General features: G+C 37.0%; 18 protein-coding genes, 3 tRNA genes and 1 other RNA gene. 15 read left to right on the forward strand and 7 right to left on the reverse strand.

Annotated elements, in window-relative coordinates; translation table 11 throughout:
* The first annotated feature begins 25 nt into the window (after positions 1 to 25).
* The 5 genes from BLP98_RS04605 to BLP98_RS04625 all read left to right on the forward strand — a co-directional run bounded on the left by BLP98_RS04605 (position 26) and on the right by BLP98_RS04625 (position 1977).
* A complete protein-coding gene (locus BLP98_RS04605; RefSeq protein ID WP_006532018.1) occupies positions 26 to 256 on the forward strand; it encodes a DUF2969 domain-containing protein in 231 nt (76 codons plus the stop codon).
* Positions 257 to 317: 61 nt separating this feature from the next.
* Positions 318 to 398 (forward strand) — tRNA-Tyr (locus tag BLP98_RS04610).
* A 41-nt stretch (positions 399 to 439) separates the two neighbouring features.
* Positions 440 to 511: transfer RNA gene (locus BLP98_RS04615), tRNA-Gln, on the forward strand.
* 127 nt (positions 512 to 638) lie between these two features.
* Complete coding sequence (gene rpsA, locus BLP98_RS04620) at positions 639 to 1835, forward strand: 30S ribosomal protein S1 (RefSeq protein ID WP_009854084.1); 1197 nt, start codon at positions 639 to 641, stop codon at positions 1833 to 1835.
* Positions 1836 to 1905: 70 nt separating this feature from the next.
* Positions 1906 to 1977 (forward strand) — tRNA-Arg (locus tag BLP98_RS04625).
* A gap of 185 nt (positions 1978 to 2162) precedes the next feature.
* On the opposite strand, the gene BLP98_RS04630 is transcribed toward BLP98_RS04625, so the two are convergent.
* The 3 genes from BLP98_RS04630 to BLP98_RS04640 form a co-directional block, all read right to left on the reverse strand.
* Positions 2163 to 2858 carry an LrgB family protein gene (locus tag BLP98_RS04630; RefSeq protein ID WP_039697046.1) on the reverse strand — a complete coding sequence of 232 codons (696 nt, stop codon included), beginning with the start codon at positions 2856 to 2858 and terminating at the stop codon, positions 2163 to 2165.
* Positions 2851 to 3231, reverse strand: a complete 381-nt coding sequence (locus BLP98_RS04635) for a CidA/LrgA family protein (protein WP_039697045.1) — start codon at positions 3229 to 3231, stop codon at positions 2851 to 2853. The genes BLP98_RS04630 and BLP98_RS04635 overlap by 8 nt, the downstream gene beginning before the upstream one ends.
* A 130-nt stretch (positions 3232 to 3361) precedes the next feature.
* A complete protein-coding gene (locus BLP98_RS04640; RefSeq protein WP_043878382.1) occupies positions 3362 to 3976 on the reverse strand; it encodes a TVP38/TMEM64 family protein in 615 nt (204 codons plus the stop codon).
* A 93-nt stretch (positions 3977 to 4069) separates the two neighbouring features.
* Between BLP98_RS04640 and ssrA the strand changes: the two genes are divergently transcribed.
* Positions 4070 to 4420: a transfer-messenger RNA gene (gene ssrA, locus BLP98_RS04645) on the forward strand.
* Positions 4421 to 4651: 231 nt separating this feature from the next.
* On the opposite strand, the gene BLP98_RS04650 is transcribed toward ssrA, so the two are convergent.
* The 3 genes from BLP98_RS04650 to BLP98_RS04660 are packed head-to-tail and all read right to left on the reverse strand — an operon-like array spanning position 4652 to position 6497.
* Positions 4652 to 5419, reverse strand: a complete 768-nt coding sequence (locus BLP98_RS04650; RefSeq protein WP_074482129.1) for an ABC transporter permease — start codon at positions 5417 to 5419, stop codon at positions 4652 to 4654.
* Positions 5420 to 5428: 9 nt separating this feature from the next.
* Complete coding sequence (locus BLP98_RS04655) at positions 5429 to 6127, reverse strand: ABC transporter ATP-binding protein (protein WP_074482130.1); 699 nt, start codon at positions 6125 to 6127, stop codon at positions 5429 to 5431.
* Between the two features lies 1 nt (position 6128).
* The gene (locus BLP98_RS04660) at positions 6129 to 6497 is read right to left on the reverse strand and encodes a GntR family transcriptional regulator (RefSeq protein ID WP_006532025.1); all 369 of its coding nucleotides are present in this window, start codon (positions 6495 to 6497) and stop codon (positions 6129 to 6131) included.
* Positions 6498 to 6697: 200 nt separating this feature from the next.
* Between BLP98_RS04660 and BLP98_RS04665 the strand changes: the two genes are divergently transcribed.
* The 9 genes from BLP98_RS04665 (at position 6698) to BLP98_RS04705 (ending at position 18088) form a co-directional block, all read left to right on the forward strand.
* The gene (locus BLP98_RS04665) at positions 6698 to 9805 is read left to right on the forward strand and encodes a DNA polymerase III subunit alpha (RefSeq protein WP_074482131.1); all 3108 of its coding nucleotides are present in this window, start codon (positions 6698 to 6700) and stop codon (positions 9803 to 9805) included.
* A gap of 90 nt (positions 9806 to 9895) precedes the next feature.
* Positions 9896 to 10912 (forward strand): 6-phosphofructokinase, encoded by a 1017-nt coding sequence (gene pfkA, locus BLP98_RS04670; protein ID WP_074482132.1) that lies wholly within the window; start codon positions 9896 to 9898, stop codon positions 10910 to 10912.
* A gap of 82 nt (positions 10913 to 10994) precedes the next feature.
* Positions 10995 to 12497, forward strand: coding sequence for a pyruvate kinase (gene pyk / locus BLP98_RS04675; RefSeq protein WP_074482133.1), 1503 nt, complete (start codon positions 10995 to 10997; stop codon positions 12495 to 12497).
* Positions 12498 to 12733: 236 nt separating this feature from the next.
* Positions 12734 to 13291: a signal peptidase I gene (gene lepB / locus BLP98_RS04680; RefSeq protein WP_074482134.1), complete on the forward strand. Its 558-nt coding sequence runs from the start codon at positions 12734 to 12736 to the stop codon at positions 13289 to 13291.
* Positions 13292 to 13500: 209 nt separating this feature from the next.
* Entirely contained in the window at positions 13501 to 15315 is a 1815-nt protein-coding gene (glmS, locus tag BLP98_RS04685; RefSeq protein WP_074482135.1) for a glutamine--fructose-6-phosphate transaminase (isomerizing), read from the forward strand.
* 99 nt (positions 15316 to 15414) lie between these two features.
* Positions 15415 to 15750 (forward strand): zinc ribbon domain-containing protein YjdM, encoded by a 336-nt coding sequence (locus tag BLP98_RS04690; RefSeq protein WP_039696985.1) that lies wholly within the window; start codon positions 15415 to 15417, stop codon positions 15748 to 15750.
* 188 nt (positions 15751 to 15938) lie between these two features.
* Complete coding sequence (locus tag BLP98_RS04695) at positions 15939 to 16580, forward strand: amino acid ABC transporter permease (protein WP_014334657.1); 642 nt, start codon at positions 15939 to 15941, stop codon at positions 16578 to 16580.
* A gap of 11 nt (positions 16581 to 16591) precedes the next feature.
* On the forward strand, positions 16592 to 17221 hold the full coding sequence (locus tag BLP98_RS04700) for an amino acid ABC transporter ATP-binding protein (RefSeq protein WP_074482136.1): 630 nt from the start codon (positions 16592 to 16594) through the stop codon (positions 17219 to 17221).
* Between the two features lie 24 nt (positions 17222 to 17245).
* Positions 17246 to 18088, forward strand: a complete 843-nt coding sequence (locus tag BLP98_RS04705) for an amino acid ABC transporter substrate-binding protein (protein ID WP_074482137.1) — start codon at positions 17246 to 17248, stop codon at positions 18086 to 18088.
* Between the two features lie 159 nt (positions 18089 to 18247).
* On the opposite strand, the gene BLP98_RS04710 is transcribed toward BLP98_RS04705, so the two are convergent.
* Positions 18248 to 19453 (reverse strand): cation diffusion facilitator family transporter, encoded by a 1206-nt coding sequence (locus tag BLP98_RS04710; protein WP_074482138.1) that lies wholly within the window; start codon positions 19451 to 19453, stop codon positions 18248 to 18250.
* Positions 19454 to 19555: the final 102 nt, after the last annotated feature.

The raw sequence follows: 19555 nt of genomic DNA on the forward strand, positions 1-19555 counted from the left end.
AAAATGAATAGCGTGAGGTGGAAAAATGAGCAAAAAAGATAAAAAAATCGAAATTCAACTTGCTGACGCCAAAGTTACCATCAATAACGCTAATGTCGATGGTTATAATTTGACTGCTGGAAAAAAAGTTATCGGTGAAATTGCTGAGCTTGATAACAAATTTGCTGTTGTCAAAAACGGAGAAGTGGAAGCACTTTTCAAAACTTTAGAGCAAGCAATTGAAAGTATTATTGAAAATTACAACTTAAATCGCTAAAAAATAGCGAAAAGTACTTGTCAGAGAACAAAAACTATGCTAGAATAGTTTTTGTCGTAACGGAAGGGTAGCGAAGAGGCTAAACGCGGCGGACTGTAAATCCGCTCCTTCGGGTTCGGGGGTTCGAATCCCTCCCCTTCCATTTCTGAAATGAAAATTTTAGAATTAATTGAACCTTGTTTTTGGGGTATAGCCAAGCGGTAAGGCAAGGGACTTTGACTCCCTCATGCGTTGGTTCGAATCCAGCTACCCCAGTCAAAGGTATCGAGTTTCGGCTTGACACCGTCAAAGATAAAAGTTGTTGTCGTTGCGGGTTACCTTGAGAAATATTATTGTTGTCAAAAGCTAGCTTAAGCTAGCTTTTGTTGGAGGATTTTTTAGAATGAATGAATTTGAAGATTTGCTAAACAGTGTTAGCGAAGTAAACCCTGGTGATGTTGTCACTGCGGAAGTTTTAACTGTTGATAATGATCAAGCAAACGTTGTTATCGAAGGAACAGGTGTTGAAGGTGTTCTTACACTTCGTGAATTGACTAACGATCGCGATGCTGATATTAACGATTTCGTTAAAACTGGCGACACAGTTGAAGTACTTGTTCTTCGTCAAGTAGTAGGTAAAGATACTGATACAGTTACTTTCCTTGTCTCTAAAAAACGCTTGGAAGCTCGCAAAGCTTGGGATAAACTTGTTGGTCGCGAAGGCGAAGTTGTTACTGTTAAAGGTACACGCGCTGTTAAAGGTGGTCTTTCAGTTGAATTTGAAGGACTTCGCGGATTCATCCCTGCTTCAATGATCGATACACGTTTCGTACGTAACACTGAAAAATTCGTTGGTCAAGAATTTGAAGCTAAAATCAAAGAAGTTGTTCCAGCTGAAAACCGCTTCATCCTTTCACGTCGTGAAGTAGTTGAAGAAAAAGCTGCTGCAGCTCGTAAAGAAGTCTTCTCTAAACTTGAAGAAGGCGCAATCGTTAAAGGTAAAGTTGCTCGCTTGACAAGCTTCGGTGCTTTCATCGACCTTGGTGGTGTTGACGGACTTGTTCACGTGACTGAATTGTCTCACGAACGTAACGTTTCACCTAAATCAGTTGTTTCAGTTGGTGAAGAAGTTGAAGTTAAAGTTCTTTCAATCGACGAAGAAGCAGGTCGTGTATCACTTTCACTTAAAGCTACAACACCTGGACCATGGGATGGTGTAGAACAAAAACTTGCTGCTGGCGATGTTGTTGAAGGTAAAGTTAAACGTTTGACTGACTTCGGTGCTTTCGTTGAAGTATTGCCTGGTATCGATGGACTTGTTCACATCTCACAAATCTCACACAAACGTGTTGAAAATCCAAAAGATGTTCTTTCAGTAGGTCAAGAAGTTAACGTTAAAGTTCTTGATGTTAACGCTGCTGCAGAACGTGTATCACTTTCAATCAAAGCTCTTGAAGAACGTCCAGCACAAGCTGAAAACGAAGAAAAACGTCAATCACGTCCACGTCGTCCAAAACGTGAAGCTAAACGTGATTACGAACTTCCAGAAACTCAAACTGGATTCTCAATGGCTGACTTGTTTGGCGATATTGAATTGTAATTATAAATGAGAAAAGACTTGATTTCCAAGTCTTTTCTTTTTGTTTCGATGTGGTATAATATAGTAGTTGCCACTCTTAGTGTAATGGATATCACGCAAGATTCCGGTTCTTGAAATAGGGGTTCGATTCCCTTAGGGTGGAGTGTTATACCGGTTAGAAAAAGCCAGTAACTGGCTTTTTCTTTTTATATATGCCCATAAAGCCGTGTTGTGAAGCTTGTAGAAGAATTTAAGGAAAGTTGTCGCAAGTTAATATTGGATGGCATTACGAGCAATTTAAGGGCAAATAAAAAGCCTGTGATTTTCACCACAGGCACTTATAAAAGCTTATTTTAAAATAATTTGAGCTACGATTGGACTGATAATAACATAAACGATTCCGGTAACTCCGATAGCAAGTCCGCCCATCGCACCTTCAACGAGACCGTATTTTAGAGCTGTTCCAGTACCGATTGCGTGCCCTGTTCCTCCAAGGCTAAGCCCGATAGCAACAGGATCTTCGATTCGTAAGAGTTTTAAAAAAACGGGTCCAAGAACACTTGTTAAAATTCCTGTAATAACAACGACAACAAGTGTTACAGTTGTTATTCCTCCCATTTTTTCAGTGATACCAACAGCCATTGCAGTTGTTACTGATTTAGGGAATAATGAAATAGCTAGCAAATATTTAATACCAAATGTTTTCGCAACAAGAGCGGTAAAAGTCGTGTTGACGATACAAGCAGCAAGAATACCAGTTAGGATACTTCTGATGTGATGTTTCATCAAGTGGAATGAACGGTAGAGTGGAATACCAAGTGCTACTGTTGATGGAACAATCAATGTGTTAAGATAACTTCCGCCAATGTAATAATCATGGTAGGAAATCTTAGTAATCTTTAAAAAGGCAATAATAAAAAAGGTTGCCAATAGTAAAGGGGTAGTAATTGGGTGTGGAAAACGCCTAAAAATAAGCATGCCCATAAGGTATGCTAGGATTGATAGCATGATACCAAAGATTGGGTTTGTAAGAATATCAGTCATGATGACCTCCTTTATCAACATAGTCTCCCTCAAAGCGTGTTTTGATGAATTGAACAACAAAACCAATAGTAGCAACATTCAAAAAGATAGCTACAAGAATGATAATGGTGATAGGGAGCAAATAATCCTTGATGTCATTGAATCGATCCATGATTCCGACAGCTGCAGGCAAGAACAGAATGGTCATATTATTGAGCAAGAAATTTCCCACAACATCTATGTGTCTCAAACGAATTACCTTGAATTCCAGGGCAAGAAAAAGTAGCACTAACCCAATAATGCTACCAGGAACAGGTAAATTGAGTAAATTAGAAATCGCCTCCCCAATAAATGAAAAGATGAGAATTATCATAAATTGAACGTATAACTTCATTAGTAAACTCCTTCGTTATAAGTCTACTACTATGTAAGAATTTTTCAATACTGTGAAAATGTTTACATGAAATTTTTTTGAAAAATTACAGTTGTAATAAAAAAAGAAAAAGCCGAGCTAAGCTCAGGCTTTAGTGACCTAATAGTAATTTTAGGATATTTCCTCCAAAAATCCAGATATAACTATAAGAAATAATTGAAATTGGCTTGGTTAGTAGGATAATGAAGGTGAAACGTTTTAATGAAATGCGAGATAATCCAGTTATCATCACCACGATATCGGCTGGTGAAATGGGTGATAACATGCAAATGATGAAGAAGTTTTCATAATTTTGAGTGTTAAGCTTCGCTTCGTATTTGTAAAAAGTCTTCTCATCGACAAAAAGTAGAATAAACTTGCGACCATATAGCCTAACAAGAATAAATAGAATGATACTACCAATCACAATACCCACATAGTTGTAAAAGAAGGCTAGGATTGGATCAAAAATTAAAAAGCCAGCAACTGTTGTGACACCACCTGGAATCACTGGGAAGACGACTTGAAAGATTTGCACTAAGATAAAAACTAAAGGCCCACAGACACTGTGTTGATTAACAAAATCTTTGAGTGCATTACTATCGTTTAGAATCCCTAAATGGTAGAACCAGATGACTAAAACAAACGTTCCCAGCAAGGCTAATACTCCCAGAAACTTGATCAGTCGCTGCCAAAAGGCATAGTGGTCGAACATCTTCATTTTCATAATTCTTATCATATCATAAGAATTTCTTTTTTGCTATTTTAAACATTATTTGCTATAATAACAAACGTAGCTTTTGACTATTTTATAATATCTGGGGTCGTTACGGATTCGACAGGCATTATGAGGTACATTCTGCGACTCATCGGCAGATGTAAAAATGCCAGTTAAATATAACTGCAAAAAATACAAATTCTTACGCTGTAGCTGCCTAAAAACCAGCTCGCGTGATCTCTACAGGATTGCTTGTGTTTTGCTAGAGGTTTCATTGATTAGCAAGCTACGTTTGATTATTGCCTAGCTAGTCAAAAAGAGATTTATAGGCTCGCTTAATCTAGGTTTGAGTTATGTATCGAGCTTAAGTTAAATCAAAGACATAACCTATGGTTGTAGACGAATGTATTGGCAGGTGTTTGGACGTGGGTTCGACTCCCACCGGCTCCATAAAAGCTTTTCATAGTTTAGCAAAGTTACGCAAAACGTTGATATATCAACGTTTTTTATTTTTTTGCTTTCCCTAGTTTTCCCTAGTTTTGCCTTTTGGAGAGACCCAAAAAGAAACACAAAAAATTTTTTTCACTATCAGTAGTAGGAAGACTGCGAGAATGTTTTTTGTGCTTTCACCCAGACACAATTCCATATATAAAAATAGTCACCAGAATTTGGTGGCTATAATATTTATTGAATATTAATTTTGTTTTTAAGCAAGTAATGTGTTGCTAAGTAGAAGATGGCACCTTCGATAAAGCACTCAATACAAGAATAGATAAAGAAATGGATAGTAAGGTCACTATTTAGTTCGTGACTTCCGAGGATTTCAGACACTAATAAAACGATGAATGAAACGACGAAGTAGGCAACGAATGCCATAAGACCACGTCTATTAGCAAATAATTGACCAATTGTAATAGCTAAGTAGATGAGCAGAATTCCTGAAATAGAAGAGATTGCTAACCAAAGGAACCCAATTCCCCATTCGGCAGGAGTGAGCATTTTAGCTAATTGTGGTAGGAAAGCTAGAAAATGACCTAGGCCAAAAATCGGTATAATAAGCAACGTCACACCAATAGTAACAACGATAGTGTTAAAGGCAGTCCAAATCAGTGAAGCAATCAGTTTAGATAAAATGATTTGGTGAGTAGATACTGGCAAGGTTAAAGTAAGGTAACCTTCACGACCAAAGATATTTTTATAAAAACGTCGCACGATGATAGCTAGTGTAGCAATCCATGCACTGGCAACGACCACACCGAACATAATTGCCAAAATAATTGGAATGAGTTTAGTGAAGTTGCCAGGGTTGCTTGTTGTATAGTTTTCAGCATAGTCTGTAAGTGTCTTGATGCTAAAGCCAAGGAAGATGGAAATAGCGATAATTGACGCATTAAGTGCGAAGTACCATTTACCGACAGATTTTAGTTCGTATTTTAAAAGTTTTGAAAACATAATTCCTCCCTAAGCTTTGTAAGTCTCACGGAAGAGTGAATCAATGGATTGACCGTTCTCTTCACGAATATCATCCGTATTGCCTTGCAAAATAATTTTTCCGTCTTTAAGGAAAATGATTTCATCAAGGATTGGTTCGATTTCTGAAATTAAGTGCGTTGAGATAATAACGGAAGCCTCTTCACAGTAATTATTGATGATAGTGCGTAAAATGTAGTCACGCGCGGCTGGGTCAACACCACCAATTGGTTCATCAAGAATATAAAGTTTTGCTTGTCGGCTCATGACCAAGATTAGCTGCACTTTTTCTTTATTCCCTTTTGATAGGTTTTTGAGGATATCATTTGGATTAAGGTCTAAATCTTCTAAAAGGTGTTCAGCTTTTTCACGAGAGAAGTCTTCGTAAAAATCTTCGAAGAAAGCAAGGGCATCCTTGATTTTCATATCTTCTCTGAGGTAAGAAGTATCTGGAAGATATGAAATGATTTTTTTAGTGTCGACTGAAGGACGGTAACCATCAATGACGATTTCTCCAGTTGTTGGGTGAAGAAGTCCGTTGATTAGTTTAATCAGTGTTGTTTTCCCGCTTCCATTTGGGCCAAGTAAGCCAATAATCTTACCGGCAGGTAAACTAAGTGTCACATCGTCAACAGCTACATGTTTTTTGTATTTTTTGGTAACGTGATGTAGTTGGAGTAATTGACTCATCCTATTTTTTCTCCTTAATATACGATTCTAGTGTAGTCACAATATCGTCGATTTCAAATCCTATTTTTTGCATGTTATTAACGAATGATTGCAATTCTGCCTCAGCAACTTCTCGACGTTTTTGCATGATGAGGTCAGTGTCATCTGTAACAAAGCGGCCAGATGTTCGTTGAGAGTAAACCATGCCTTCGCGTTCTAGTTCTGAAAAAGCGCGTTGCATTGTGTTGGGATTGACACCGGCTTCTTCGGCTAATTCGCGAACGGTTGGGAGTTGGTCACCGCTTTTTATCTCTTGGCTGATGATTTGCATTTTAATATGTTGTGCAATTTGAACGTAAATAGGTGATTTTTCATCAAATTTCCAGGACATACGATAACCCCTTTCTATTAAATTTTGAAGAAGTCTTATATTAATTAGAAGAAGTCTTGTACTAAATAAATGGTACAGAAATAAGTTTGAAATGTCAAGAAATCAATCGGTATGTTATCTTATTTCATTTTAAATCGAAATGAGGAACTATTTTTAGTGTATAATAGATGAAGAAGTACACAAAGAAAGGAGAGATTTTTATGTTTGCCCAATTAGATACCAAGACAGTCTATTCCTTTATGGATAGTTTAATTGACCTAGAGGGTTATGTCAAAGAAGCCAAAGTATTAGGCTACCAGACCATTGGGATTATGGACAAAGATAATCTCTACGCCGCCTTTCATTTTATGACGAAAGCTAAAGAAAATGGTTTGCGTCCTGTTTTAGGTCTTGAAATAAGTCTTAATTTCCAAGAAAATTTTGCTTTAACCGTGTATTTGATTGCGCGTGATACGATTGGGTATAAAAATTTGATGAAAGTATCTAGTCGTCAAATGACTTCTGGTATTCAGCTGGAAGACCTTAAAGACTATTTGTCAGGTCTTGCGGTTATTGTGCCTTATTTTGATGGCATAGAGGCCTTATCCCTTCCTTTTGATTATTTTATTGGTGTAGATATACATGCAGAAGAAAGAGCTTATAACAAGCCTTTGATTCCGTTACATACTGTTCGGTATTTTAATACTGAAGAAGTTGAAACGCTTCATATGCTTCACGCCATTCGTGATAATATCAGTCTGAAGGATGCCCCCTCTGCCCCTCAAGGTCAGGCTTTAATAGCATGTGATATTTTAACACAAGCTTTTCAGCAGAAATTCCCACAGGCATTAGACAATTTAGAAAAGCTGGTTTCTTCTATTCATTATGAATTTAATAATGAATTAAAATTACCACGTTTTAATCGACAAAAGCCAGCACAAGATGAATTGGTCGAATTGACTGAGGCAGGACTTAAGGCTAAAAAACTTTGGTTACCAGAATATCAAGAACGTTTAAGCAAAGAATTATCTGTCATTCATAAAATGGGATTTGATGATTATTTCCTTATTGTCTGGGATTTACTTCGTTTTGGTCGTAGTCGTGGCTACTACATGGGGATGGGACGTGGATCAGCTGCGGGAAGTCTTGTCTCGTATGCACTTGATATCACAGGAATTGATCCTGTCAAAAACAATCTCCTTTTTGAACGTTTCTTGAATGAAGAACGATACAGCATGCCCGATATTGATATTGACCTACCAGATGTGTATCGGAGTGAGTTTCTTCACTATGTTCGTAATCGATACGGCAGTCTTCATTCGGCTCAAATTGTAACCTTTTCAACTTTTGGTGCGAAGCAGGCTATCCGAGATGTTTTTAAACGTTTTGGTGCCCCTGAGCATGAACTGACTAATATCACTAAGAAAATCGGTTTTAGAGATAATCTGACATCAGTTTATGAAAAAAATCTAGCCTTTCGTCAAATTATTAATGCTAAGATTGAGTACCAAAAAGCATTTGCTATTGCTAAGCGTATAGAAGGAAATCCTCGTCAGACCTCTATCCACGCAGCCGGTGTTGTGATGAGCGATGATAATTTGACTGAGCATATTCCTTTAAAAGCTGGGGAAGACATGATGATTACCCAGTATGATGCTCAAGCGGTTGAAGCAAATGGTCTTCTTAAAATGGACTTTCTTGGCTTACGAAACCTTACGTTTGTGCAACGCATGCAAGAAAAAGTGGCTAAAGATTATGGCATTAACATTGATATCAAGTCTATTGATTTAGAGGATCAGAAGACGCTTGCTTTATTTGCTGCTGGAAAAACTAAGGGAATTTTCCAATTTGAGCAACCAGGAGCTATTAACCTCTTGAAACGAATCAAGCCGAAAAAATTTGAAGATGTTGTTGCTACAACAAGTTTAAACCGACCTGGTGCTAGTGATTATACGGAAAACTTCATCAGACGTCGTTTCGGACAAGAAGCAGTGGATTTGATTGACCCTTTGGTAGCACCAATCTTAGAGCCAACCTATGGCATTATGCTTTATCAAGAGCAGGTCATGCAGATTGCTCAAGTTTATGCTGGTTTTACGCTCGGTAAAGCGGATTTGTTACGTCGTGCCATGTCGAAGAAAAAGGCTGACGATATGCAAAAAATGGAAAGTGAGTTCTTAAAAGGAGCGCAAGCCCTAGGACGCCCGCTTGAGACAGCTAAGGACTTATTTTCACGTATGGCTAAGTTCGCCGGCTATGGCTTTAATAGAAGTCACGCATTTGCTTATTCAGCCCTAGCTTTTCAATTAGCTTATTTTAAGGCGCATTATCCTGCTGTTTTCTATGATGTTATGCTCAATTGTTCAAGCGCTGACTATATTACAGATGCTATGGAGTCAGAGTTTCGTATCAAGAAGATTGATATTAATACCGTTCCTTACAATGATAAAATATCCGATGGTCAAATCTATCTTGGCTTGAAGAACCTATGTGCTCTTCCTCGCGACATGTGTTATTGGATTATTGACCATCGACCATTTTCAAGTATTGAAGATTTTTTGACAAAATTACCTGAAAACTACCAGAAGAAAGAACTGGTGGCACCTTTGGTAGAAATCGGTGCTTTTGATGCTTTTGAAAAAAATCGGCGAAAAATTATTGAAAATCTCGAGCCACTCTTTATCTTTGTCAACGAGTTAGGAAGTTTGTTTGCGGAAACTTCTTATAGCTGGATTGATGTAGATGATTTTCCAAATGCTGAAAAATATCGACAAGAGCAGGGGTTGCTAGGAGTGGGAATTAGTCCTCATCCTCTTCTTGAAATTGGAAAAAAATCATCTATTCCATTTACTGCTTTAACTGATTTACATGAAAATACTGAGGAGACTATTCTTGTAGAGTTATCCCAGATTCGTGTGATTAGAACCAAAACAAAAGGTGAACAGATGGCTTTTCTAAATGTGACTGATACGCAGAAAAAATTAGATGTGACTTTGTTCCCAGAAGTTTTCGCACGCTATAAAGACATGTTACAAGAAGGAAGATTCTACTATTTATCAGGTAAGATTCAAAATCGTAACAATCGTTTGCAGATGATTTTAAATCATGTGCAAGAGGCAAGTAGTGAACGTTTGTGGTTATTATTGCCAAATCATTTACATGATTCCCAAGTATCAGCTATCTTATCAGAATACCCGGGAAATATTCCTGTTATTTTGCATTATCAAGATAGTAAGCAAACCTTACAGAGTCAGAGACATCTTGTTAAAAAAGATGCTGAACTTTTACAGGCTTTGAAACCATATACAGTGAAAACGATTTATCAATAAAAATTTAGTAAAAATAAAATAAAGTAAAGCTTTTTACAAAGTAATGTGCTATAATAAGAACGTTAGATTAATAAAAGGAGTATTAGCAAAATGAAACGTATTGCTGTTTTGACTAGTGGCGGCGACGCTCCTGGTATGAATGCTGCTGTTCGTGCAGTTGTTCGTAAAGCAATTAAAGAAGGAATGGAAGTCTTCGGAATCAACCGCGGTTATGCTGGTATGGTCGATGGCGACATTTTCCCATTGGACGCTCAAAGTGTTTCAAACATTTTGTCACGTGGTGGTACTTTCCTTCAATCAGCTCGTTACCCTGAGTTTGCAACTCTTGAAGGACAACTTGCTGGTATCGAACAACTTAAAAAACGCGGTATCGAAGGTGTCGTTGTTATCGGTGGTGACGGTTCTTATCACGGTGCTATGCGCTTGACAGAACATGGATTCCCAGCAGTTGGTATCCCAGGTACAATCGATAACGATATCGCTGGTACAGATTACACTCTTGGGTTTGACACAGCTGTAAACACAGCTATGGAAGCTCTTGATAAAATCCGTGATACATCTTACAGTCACAAACGTACATTCGTTGTTGAAGTAATGGGACGTAACGCTGGTGATATCGCTCTTTGGGCAGGTATTGCTGCAGGTGCTGACCAAATCATTATTCCTGAAGAAGAATATGACATCAACGATGTTGTTGCAAAAGTTAAAGATGGTTACGAAAACAAAGGTAAAGAACGTCACCTTATCGTTCTTGCTGAAGGTGTAATGCATGCTGAAAAATTTGCAGAGTTGATGAAAGAAGCTGGTGACACTAGCGACCTTCGTGCAACTAACCTTGGTCACATCCTTCGTGGTGGTGCACCATCACCTCGTGATCGTGTTCTTGCTTCTTGGATGGGTGCTCACGCTGTTGAATTGCTTCAACAAGGTCGTGGTGGACTTGCAATTGGTATCCACAACGAAGAATTAGTAGAAAGCCCAATTCTTGGTACTAAAGAAGAAGGTGCTCTATTCTCATTGGCAGAAGATGGTAACATTATCGTCAACATGCCACACAAAGCACGTCTTGACTTTGCTCAATTGAATCGAGACATTGCTCATTTATAATAGTATAGTATTTATAGATTAAAAATTATTGTTATTAATAGTCGTTCATTCGGCTTAAAAATAAAGGGAGTTTCATATTATCATGAATAAACGCGTAAAAATCGTTGCAACACTTGGTCCTGCGGTTGAAATCCGTGGCGGTAAAAAATTTGGTGAAGATGGATATTGGGGTGAAAGCCTTGATGTTGAAGCATCAGCACAAAAAATCGCTCAATTGATTAAAGAAGGTGCAAACGTCTTCCGTTTCAACTTCTCACACGGTGACCACGCTGAACAAGGTGAACGTATGGCTACTGTACGTCGTGCAGAAGAAATTGCTGGTCAAAAAGTTGGTTTCCTTCTTGACACTAAAGGTCCTGAAATCCGTACTGAACTTTTTGAAGGCGACGCTAAAGAATATTCATACAAAACTGGTGAACAAATCCGTGTTGCTACAAAACAAGGTATCAAATCAACTCGCGATGTTATCGCTTTGAACGTTGCCGGTGCTCTTGACATCTACGATGATGTTGAAGTTGGTAAACAAGTTCTTGTTGACGATGGTAAACTTGGTCTTCGTGTTGTTTCTAAAGACGATGCAACTCGTGAATTTGTTGTTGAAGTTGAAAACGATGGTATTATCGCTAAACAAAAAGGTGTAAACATTCCTTACACTAAAATCCCATTCCCAGCTCTTGCTGAACGTGATAACGACGATATCCGTTTCGGTCTTGAACAAGGTCTTAACTTTATCGCTATCTCATTTGTACGTACTGCAAAAGACGTTCAAGAAGTTCGTGCTATCTGTGAAGAAACTGGTAACGGACACGTTCGTTTGTTTGCTAAAATCGAAAACCAACAAGGTATCGAAAACATTGACGAAATCATCGAAGCTGCTGATGGTATCATGATCGCTCGTGGTGACATGGGTATCGAAGTTCCATTTGAAATGGTTCCAGTTTACCAAAAAATGATCATCACTAAAGTTAACGCAGCTGGTAAAGCAGTTATCACAGCAACAAACATGCTTGAATCTATGACTGAAAAACCACGTGCAACTCGTTCAGAAGTATCTGACGTGTTCAACGCTGTTATCGATGGTACAGATGCTACAATGCTTTCTGGTGAATCTGCAAATGGTAAATACCCAGTTGAAGCTGTTCGTGCAATGGCTACAATCGATAAAAACGCTCAAACTCTTCTTAACGAATACGGACGTCTTGATTCATCATCATTCGCTCGTACTTCTAAAACAGAAGTTGTGGCTTCAGCAGTTAAAGATGCAACAAGCTCAATGGATATCAAACTTGTAGTTGCTCTTACTGAATCTGGTAACACTGCTCGTCTTATCTCTAAATACCGTCCAGATGCTGACATCTTGGCTGTAACATTTGACGAAAAAACTCAAAAATCACTTATGATTAACTGGGGTGTTATTCCAGTTGTAACTGAAAAACCTGCATCAACTGATGACATGTTTGAAGTTGCTGAAAAAGCTGCTCTTGAATCTGGATTGGTTCAATCAGGTGATAACATCGTTATCGTCGCTGGTGTTCCTGTTGGTTCAGGTGGTACAAACACAATGCGTATCCGCACTGTAAAATAATTAAAAAATAAAAAAGCCTATCATATCAAGCTTTATCGCCTGTGTGATAGGGCTTTTTTTATATAAAAGTGGTAGTATGGGGCACAAAAGGGGCAAAAACAGGACATTGTTTATCTTTTTAACCAATTTTTAGATAGTATGCAAGTATTTCTCGCTTAACATTGTGTCAAAAGTCACATAGTTACTTTTTTTATGTACAGAAACATGGTATAATGGAATAAAGAATAGGAGAAATTATGGTTAAGCGCGATTTTATTCGAAATATTATTTTAGTCTTAATTGCTATTTTAGCGATTTTCTTGTTGAGAATTTTTGTATTTTCAACGTTTAGAGTGCATGAAGATGCCGCTAATTCATACCTATCCAACGGTGATGTTGTAGTAGTTAATCGTAATCGAGAACCACGCTACAAAGATTTTATTGTTTACAAGAAAGATGGCATTTTTTACATTAGTCGTGTAGTTGCTACAGCTGCTCAAAGTGCGACTGTCATGGATGATATTCTTTATATTGACAATAAAGTTAAAGAAGAGCCATACATCAGTAAAATTAAATCAGACTATTTATCAACTTCTGATACTCAACAGCCTTTTACATCTGATTTTTCTGTTAATACTGTTTCTAATGGTAAATATGACAAAGTTCCAAAAGGAAGTTACCTTGTTTTAAACGATGATCGTCAGAACACAAACGATAGTCGTAGTTTTGGATTAATTAAAGAAAGCCAAATTCGAGGTGTTGTGACGTTTAAAATCTTCCCGCTAAATCAATTTGGTTTTATTACAACAGAGTAGTTTAACTACTCTGCTTTTTGTTGCTTTTCTTTTGCTTTTATACCAATCAACAATTGGTATAGTTAAAATTATACCAATGTTTTTGTTGACAAGCAATAAGTAAAGTTATATACTGTTGCTGTAAGGTTTTAGAGAGTCTTTATTAGACTATACCAATTTTAAAAAATAAGAAAGAGATAGTAGGAATTCCCTACTAAAGGTAAAAAAATATGTGTGGTATTGTTGGTGTTGTTGGAAATAAAAACGCAACAGATATCTTGATGCAAGGTCTTGAAAAATTAGAATACCGTGGTTATGATTCAGCAGGAATTTATGTTACTGAAGGCGTTAACCAAGGTCGTTTAATTAAATCAGTCGGACGTATTGCTGACCTACGTGCTAAAATCGGAATTGATATGGCTGGTTATACAGGTATTGGTCACACACGTTGGGCAACACATGGTCAACCAACTGAATTAAATGCTCACCCACATACATCTGAAACTGGACGTTTTGTCTTAGTTCACAATGGTGTTATTGAAAATTATTTACAAATTAAAGAAACATACCTTTCAAATCATCATCTTAAAGGTGAAACTGATACTGAAATTGCAGTTCACTTAGTTGGTGAATTTGTTGAACAAGGGTTATCAGTTCTTGAAGCTTTCAAAAAGGCATTGAATATTATTGAAGGTTCATATGCTTTTGCTTTAGTGGATGCTGAAGATCCAGACACAATTTACGTTGCTAAAAATAAATCACCACTTTTGATTGGTTTGGGTGATGGCTATAATATGGTTTGTTCAGATGCCATGGCTATGATTCGTGAAACAAGTGAATTCATGGAAATTCATGATAAAGAATTAGTTGTTTTGACAAAAGATTCTGTATCAGTAATGGATTATGAAGGCAATGCCATTGAACGTGATTCTTACACAGCTGAGCTTGATTTGTCTGATATTGGTAAAGGAACTTACCCTTACTACATGTTGAAAGAAATTGATGAACAACCAACTGTAATGCGTAAATTAATCACAGCTTACACAGATGATAACAATCAAGTGACTGTTGATCCAGAAATCATCAAAGCTGTTCAAGAAGCAGATCGTATCTACATTCTAGCTGCAGGAACATCTTATCATGCTGGTTTTGCATCAAAATCATTCCTTGAAAAATTAACTGATACACCAGTCGAACTTGGTATTGCTTCTGAATGGGGCTACAACATGCCGCTTTTGAGCAAAAAACCACTCTTTGTGATGATTTCTCAATCTGGTGAAACTGCTGATAGCCGTCAAGTATTGGTTAAAGCAAACCAAATGGGTATTCCAAGTTTGACAATTACAAACGTTCCTGGATCAACCCTATCACGTGAAGCAACATACACAATGCTTTTGCATGCTGGTCCAGAAATTGCGGTTGCTTCAACTAAAGCTTATACAGCTCAAATTGCGACTTTGGCTATCCTCGCTAAAGCAGTTGGTGATGCTAATGGAAACAAAGCTGCAGCTGAATTTGATTTGGTTCATGAATTAGCAATCGTTGCACAATCAATTGAAGCAACACTTTCTGAAAAAGAAGCTATCGCAGCAAAAGCAGAAGCACTTCTTAAAGAAACTCGTAATGCTTTCTACATTGGTCGTGGTTCAGATTATTATGTGGCTATGGAAGCAAGCTTGAAATTGAAAGAAATTTCATATATTCAATGTGAAGGTTTTGCAGCTGGTGAATTGAAACATGGTACCATTTCATTGATTGAAGAAGGTGTTCCAGTTATTGCTCTTATCTCAAGCAATCCTGTTCTTGCTTCACACACTCGTGGTAATATCCAAGAAGTTGCAGCTCGTGGTGCAAGTGTTCTTACAATCGTTGATGAAAGTCAAGCCCGTGAAGGTGATGATATCATCGTATCAACAGTACACCCATTCTTGTCACCAATTGCTATGGTTGTACCAGCTCAATTGATTGCTTATTATGCAACTCTTCAACGTGGTTTGGATGTTGATAAACCTCGTAACCTTGCGAAATCGGTTACTGTTGAATAAATCTCTTGCCAAAACTTACTTTCTAAGGTAGAATGGATATTGTAACTTTTAACTTTAGGACAGTCATAAAGTTATAGCAATTTTTGATAAGGAGAAATGATGTCTTTACCAAATTGTCCAAAATGTAACTCTGAGTATGTTTACGAAGATGGATTAATGTTAGTTTGCCCAGAGTGCGCTTATGAATGGAACCCAGCTGATTCAGTTGAAGAAGAAGATGGCTTGGTTGTTCTTGATAGCAACGGAACTCGTCTTGCTGACGGTGACAGTGTTACTATCGTTAAAAACTTGAAAGTAAAAGGTGCACCAAAAGATCTTAAACAAGGAACTCGTGTTAAAAACATTCGTCTTGTTGAAGGTGACCACAACATTGATTGTAAAATCGATGGTTTCGGTGCAATGAAATTAAAATCAGAGTTTGTTAAAAAACTATAATGACATTAACGCTATGAGCTTTTCTCGTAGCGTTTTTTATATTTAAAGATATTATTTACATAAATATAGTTATGTTATTTAAATTCATTTTTATAAGGTCAAATGATAAAATATTCTTCTTTACTCCCCAATTGTTTGAAAATTTGATATAATACTATAATAGTAACAAATTCTTTTTAGGAGATAACATGTCATATATTTCACAAGTTCTGCCTAGCTTGTTAGATGGCGCTGCGGTAACTTTGCAAGTTTTCTGTATTGTTATTGTGCTTTCCATTCCGATTGGCGCTATCCTAGCTTTTTTGATGCAGATTAAATTTAAACCTTTGCAATGGTTGTTGACATTATATGTATGGATTATGCGTGGAACACCATTGCTATTGCAACTTATTTTCTTCTACTATGTTTTACCAAGTGTAGGAGTAGTTATGGACCGTATGCCTGCGGCTATTTTGGCATTTACCTTGAATTATGCAGCTTATTTTGCTGAAATTTTCCGTGGTGGGATTGCTGCTATTCCTAAAGGGCAATACGAAGCTGCAAAAGTTTTGAAATTAAATCAGTTGCAAACTATTCATTATATTATTTTGCCACAGGTCTTCAAGATTGTTTTGCCAAGTGTTTTCAATGAAATTATCAACCTTGTCAAGGATTCTTCACTCGTTTATGTTCTTGGTGTTGGTGACTTGTTGCTTGCAAGTAAAACAGCTGCTAACCGTGATGCAACACTTGCACCGATGTTTGTGGCGGGAGCTATTTACTTGCTTATGATTGGTATTGTTACCTTGATTTCAAAACAAACTGAGAAAAAATTTGATTATTATAAATAAGAGGTGACCAGATGTTAGAATTAAAAAATATTTCCAAACAATTTGGTCAAAAGAAAATTTTTGATCATTTTAATTTAACAATTGAAGATGGTAAAATTTTGTCTCTTGTAGGACCTTCAGGTGGTGGTAAAACTACTTTACTACGCATGCTTGCTGGTCTTGAAAAAATTGATTCGGGTGAAATCATCTATAATGGTGAAGTTGTTCCGATTGATCACTTAGAGACACTTAACTTGCTTGGTTTTGTTTTCCAAGACTTTCAATTGTTCCCACATTTGTCTGTTTTAGATAATTTGATTTTGTCACCTGTTAAAACAATGGGAATGACAAAAGAAGCGGCAAAAGAAAAGGCGCTTGGTCTTCTTAAACGTCTTGGTTTGGGAGAACATGCGGATGCTTATCCTTACTCATTATCAGGTGGGCAAAAGCAACGTGTCGCCCTTGCTCGTGCGATGATGATTGATCCTCAAATCATTGGTTATGATGAACCAACGTCAGCGCTTGACCCAGAATTACGTCAAGAAGTTGAAAAATTGATTTTACAAAACCGTGAAGCTGGGATGACTCAGATTGTTGTTACCCATGATTTACAATTTGCAGAAACGATTTCAGATCACATTTTAAAAATTAATCCAAAATAACAGAAAGTCTTATTAGGTGTTTTTATGAAATTTAAAAAAGTTCTTTTAAGTGCTTTAGCGCTGGTTGCAACCCTTAGTTTAGCTGCTTGTGGCTCATCGTCTTCAAAAAAAGTTGCTAAGACGGATCAGTGGGAAACTTACAAGAAGGATGGAAAGATTACCATTGGTTTTGATAATACATTTGTTCCAATGGGATATGAAGATGAAGACGGAAAAAATGTTGGTTTTGACATTGATTTAGCTAATGCCGTTTTTGCTGAATATGGTATTAAAGTTAAATGGCAATCAATCAACTGGGATATGAAAGAAACTGAATTGAACAATGGTACCATTGATTTGATTTGGAATGGTTATTCTATCACTGATGAACGTGCAAACAAAGTTCTCTTCACAAATCCTTACATGGTCAATGAACAAGTATTGGTAACTAAAAAATCATCTGGTATTACAAGTTTTGCTGGTATGAAAGGTAAAGTGCTTGGAGCTCAATCTGGTTCATCTGGTTATGATGCCTTCAATGCTAATCCAAAAGTTTTGAAGGACATTGTATCTGGTGGAGATGCTACTCAGTACGAAACATTCACACAAGCGCTTATTGACCTTAAAAATGATCGTATCGATGGTCTTTTGATCGATAAAGTTTATGCTAACTATTACCTTGAACAAGAAGGTGAATTAGATAACTACAATATCATTTCTAGTGAATTTGATGGTGAAGACTTTGCCGTTGGTGCTAGAAAAGCAGATAAAACATTGGTTAAGAAAATCAACCAAGCTTTCCAAAAACTATATCAAGAAGGTAAATTCCAAGAGATTTCAAACAAATGGTTTGGTACTGATGTCGCAACTGATGCTGTTAAAAAATAATGTCTTAAAGTTCTAAGTAGAAATGCTTAGAACTTTTTTAATACCTTTTGAACATTTTTTCTTGAATATCAATTTGAGAGTGCTATAATATAGAATAGTTAACCAGTTAACAAAAATCTAAGCGCCAAAAAACCAGGAACAGAAGTCCTGGTTTTGAGGTTAATGTTGAGAAGTTTCGGTTTGTGGTGTGATTTGGTGGAAGACAAGGAACCATTTTTCCTTACGTCGCCAAATACTAGTATGAGTTTTATCATCGAGTTTGTAAGTGATAAGCTTTGTTTTTTGACTAATAGAAGTCATTTTAAATTCTTCAATATTACTCATGTAGTGTCTTTCTCGAACAGTCATTTCGGATTTGGTATACGATTGGCCATCTACGTCTATGAGATAGAAGCTATCTGAGATTAATTCTTCATAATCGGGAATCTTAGCAAGAATTGTTTTTTCTGCTTTATAGAGTTTCTTGTAGACGTTATCCCAAATTTCATCTTCTGGAATGGCTCCAGGTTCGACATGAACATCAGTATCGTAGACTGAGAATTGTTTTTGGAGGATTTCCTCGATTTGTTCGGTAACTTCGTGACTTTCGTAAACAGATAAATCTGGATTCATTTCAACAACGATATCAAGGTAGATATTGCTACCATATGAGCGGCCACGTTGAGATTTTACGTTTGAGACTTTTGGAAGTTTTAGAATAGCTTCTTTGTATTTTTTGAGTTCTTTTTCATCAAAGCCATCTGATAAGCTAAAGGCACTTTCCATAAAGATATCGTAGGCTGTTTTTAAGATAAAGTAAGTGATTACGATGGCTGCTAGTCTATCAATGATAACTAAGTTAAATGAGGCAGCTAGAATGGCCACAGAAGTACCAATAGAAGTGACAGCATCAGAAAGGTTATCTTTTGCAGCGGCAACCAAAGCGCTTGATTTAACACGTTTTGAGAGGCGTTTGTTATGAAGATAGACACCATACATGATTGCGGCTGAAATGACACCTACAACGGCACCTTCTGGATCAAGCGGTGTTAGATTTCCAGAGATGATTTTTTCAATAGTTTGGATGAGAACTTGGAAACCAATGTAGAACATGATGAGAGAGGTAATCAAGCTAGAGAGGTCTTCAATTTTCCAGTGACCAAAGCGGTGGTCTTCATCAGCTGGTTTACTGGCTAAATGTAGTCCGATGAGGAGCACAACGTTTCCTAAAATATCAGATAAGTTGTTAAAACCATCGGCGATAAGAGAAGAGGAACTAAGAGCATATCCAGTAATCAGCTTTAGTAAAGTAATAACAAGATAGGCGATAATGCTAACAATCGGCCCGCGTTTTGCTAAGCGAAGATTTTCTTCTTGTGTTGACATAAGAAATGCCTCCTTTATTCAAATGGGGTTATAATACGTGAGTAAATATTTTAAATTAAGGCTATCTTTTATTATATCACTAAAAGTCACCAATGTGGCATT

The organism is Streptococcus equinus (assembly GCF_900104225.1).
Lineage (GTDB): Bacteria > Bacillota > Bacilli > Lactobacillales > Streptococcaceae > Streptococcus > Streptococcus equinus_D.

What these genes read in the sequence shown, in the direction of transcription:
- BLP98_RS04695 (WP_014334657.1), top strand. Translation starts at nt 15,939, where the DNA reads ATGTCATATATTTCACAAGTTCTGCCTAGCTTGTTAGATGGCGCTGCG.
- BLP98_RS04710 (WP_074482138.1), bottom strand. Translation starts at nt 19,453, where the DNA reads ATGTCAACACAAGAAGAAAATCTTCGCTTAGCAAAACGCGGGCCGATT.
- BLP98_RS04630 (WP_039697046.1), bottom strand. Translation starts at nt 2,858, where the DNA reads ATGACTGATATTCTTACAAACCCAATCTTTGGTATCATGCTATCAATC.
- BLP98_RS04700 (WP_074482136.1), top strand. Translation starts at nt 16,592, where the DNA reads ATGTTAGAATTAAAAAATATTTCCAAACAATTTGGTCAAAAGAAAATT.
- BLP98_RS04640 (WP_043878382.1), bottom strand. Translation starts at nt 3,976, where the DNA reads ATGAAAATGAAGATGTTCGACCACTATGCCTTTTGGCAGCGACTGATC.
- glmS (WP_074482135.1), top strand. Translation starts at nt 13,501, where the DNA reads ATGTGTGGTATTGTTGGTGTTGTTGGAAATAAAAACGCAACAGATATC.
- BLP98_RS04705 (WP_074482137.1), top strand. Translation starts at nt 17,246, where the DNA reads ATGAAATTTAAAAAAGTTCTTTTAAGTGCTTTAGCGCTGGTTGCAACC.
- pfkA (WP_074482132.1), top strand. Translation starts at nt 9,896, where the DNA reads ATGAAACGTATTGCTGTTTTGACTAGTGGCGGCGACGCTCCTGGTATG.
- BLP98_RS04635 (WP_039697045.1), bottom strand. Translation starts at nt 3,231, where the DNA reads ATGAAGTTATACGTTCAATTTATGATAATTCTCATCTTTTCATTTATT.
- BLP98_RS04605 (WP_006532018.1), top strand. Translation starts at nt 26, where the DNA reads ATGAGCAAAAAAGATAAAAAAATCGAAATTCAACTTGCTGACGCCAAA.
- BLP98_RS04665 (WP_074482131.1), top strand. Translation starts at nt 6,698, where the DNA reads ATGTTTGCCCAATTAGATACCAAGACAGTCTATTCCTTTATGGATAGT.
- BLP98_RS04660 (WP_006532025.1), bottom strand. Translation starts at nt 6,497, where the DNA reads ATGTCCTGGAAATTTGATGAAAAATCACCTATTTACGTTCAAATTGCA.
- BLP98_RS04655 (WP_074482130.1), bottom strand. Translation starts at nt 6,127, where the DNA reads ATGAGTCAATTACTCCAACTACATCACGTTACCAAAAAATACAAAAAA.
- rpsA (WP_009854084.1), top strand. Translation starts at nt 639, where the DNA reads ATGAATGAATTTGAAGATTTGCTAAACAGTGTTAGCGAAGTAAACCCT.
- lepB (WP_074482134.1), top strand. Translation starts at nt 12,734, where the DNA reads ATGGTTAAGCGCGATTTTATTCGAAATATTATTTTAGTCTTAATTGCT.
- BLP98_RS04690 (WP_039696985.1), top strand. Translation starts at nt 15,415, where the DNA reads ATGTCTTTACCAAATTGTCCAAAATGTAACTCTGAGTATGTTTACGAA.
- pyk (WP_074482133.1), top strand. Translation starts at nt 10,995, where the DNA reads ATGAATAAACGCGTAAAAATCGTTGCAACACTTGGTCCTGCGGTTGAA.
- BLP98_RS04650 (WP_074482129.1), bottom strand. Translation starts at nt 5,419, where the DNA reads ATGTTTTCAAAACTTTTAAAATACGAACTAAAATCTGTCGGTAAATGG.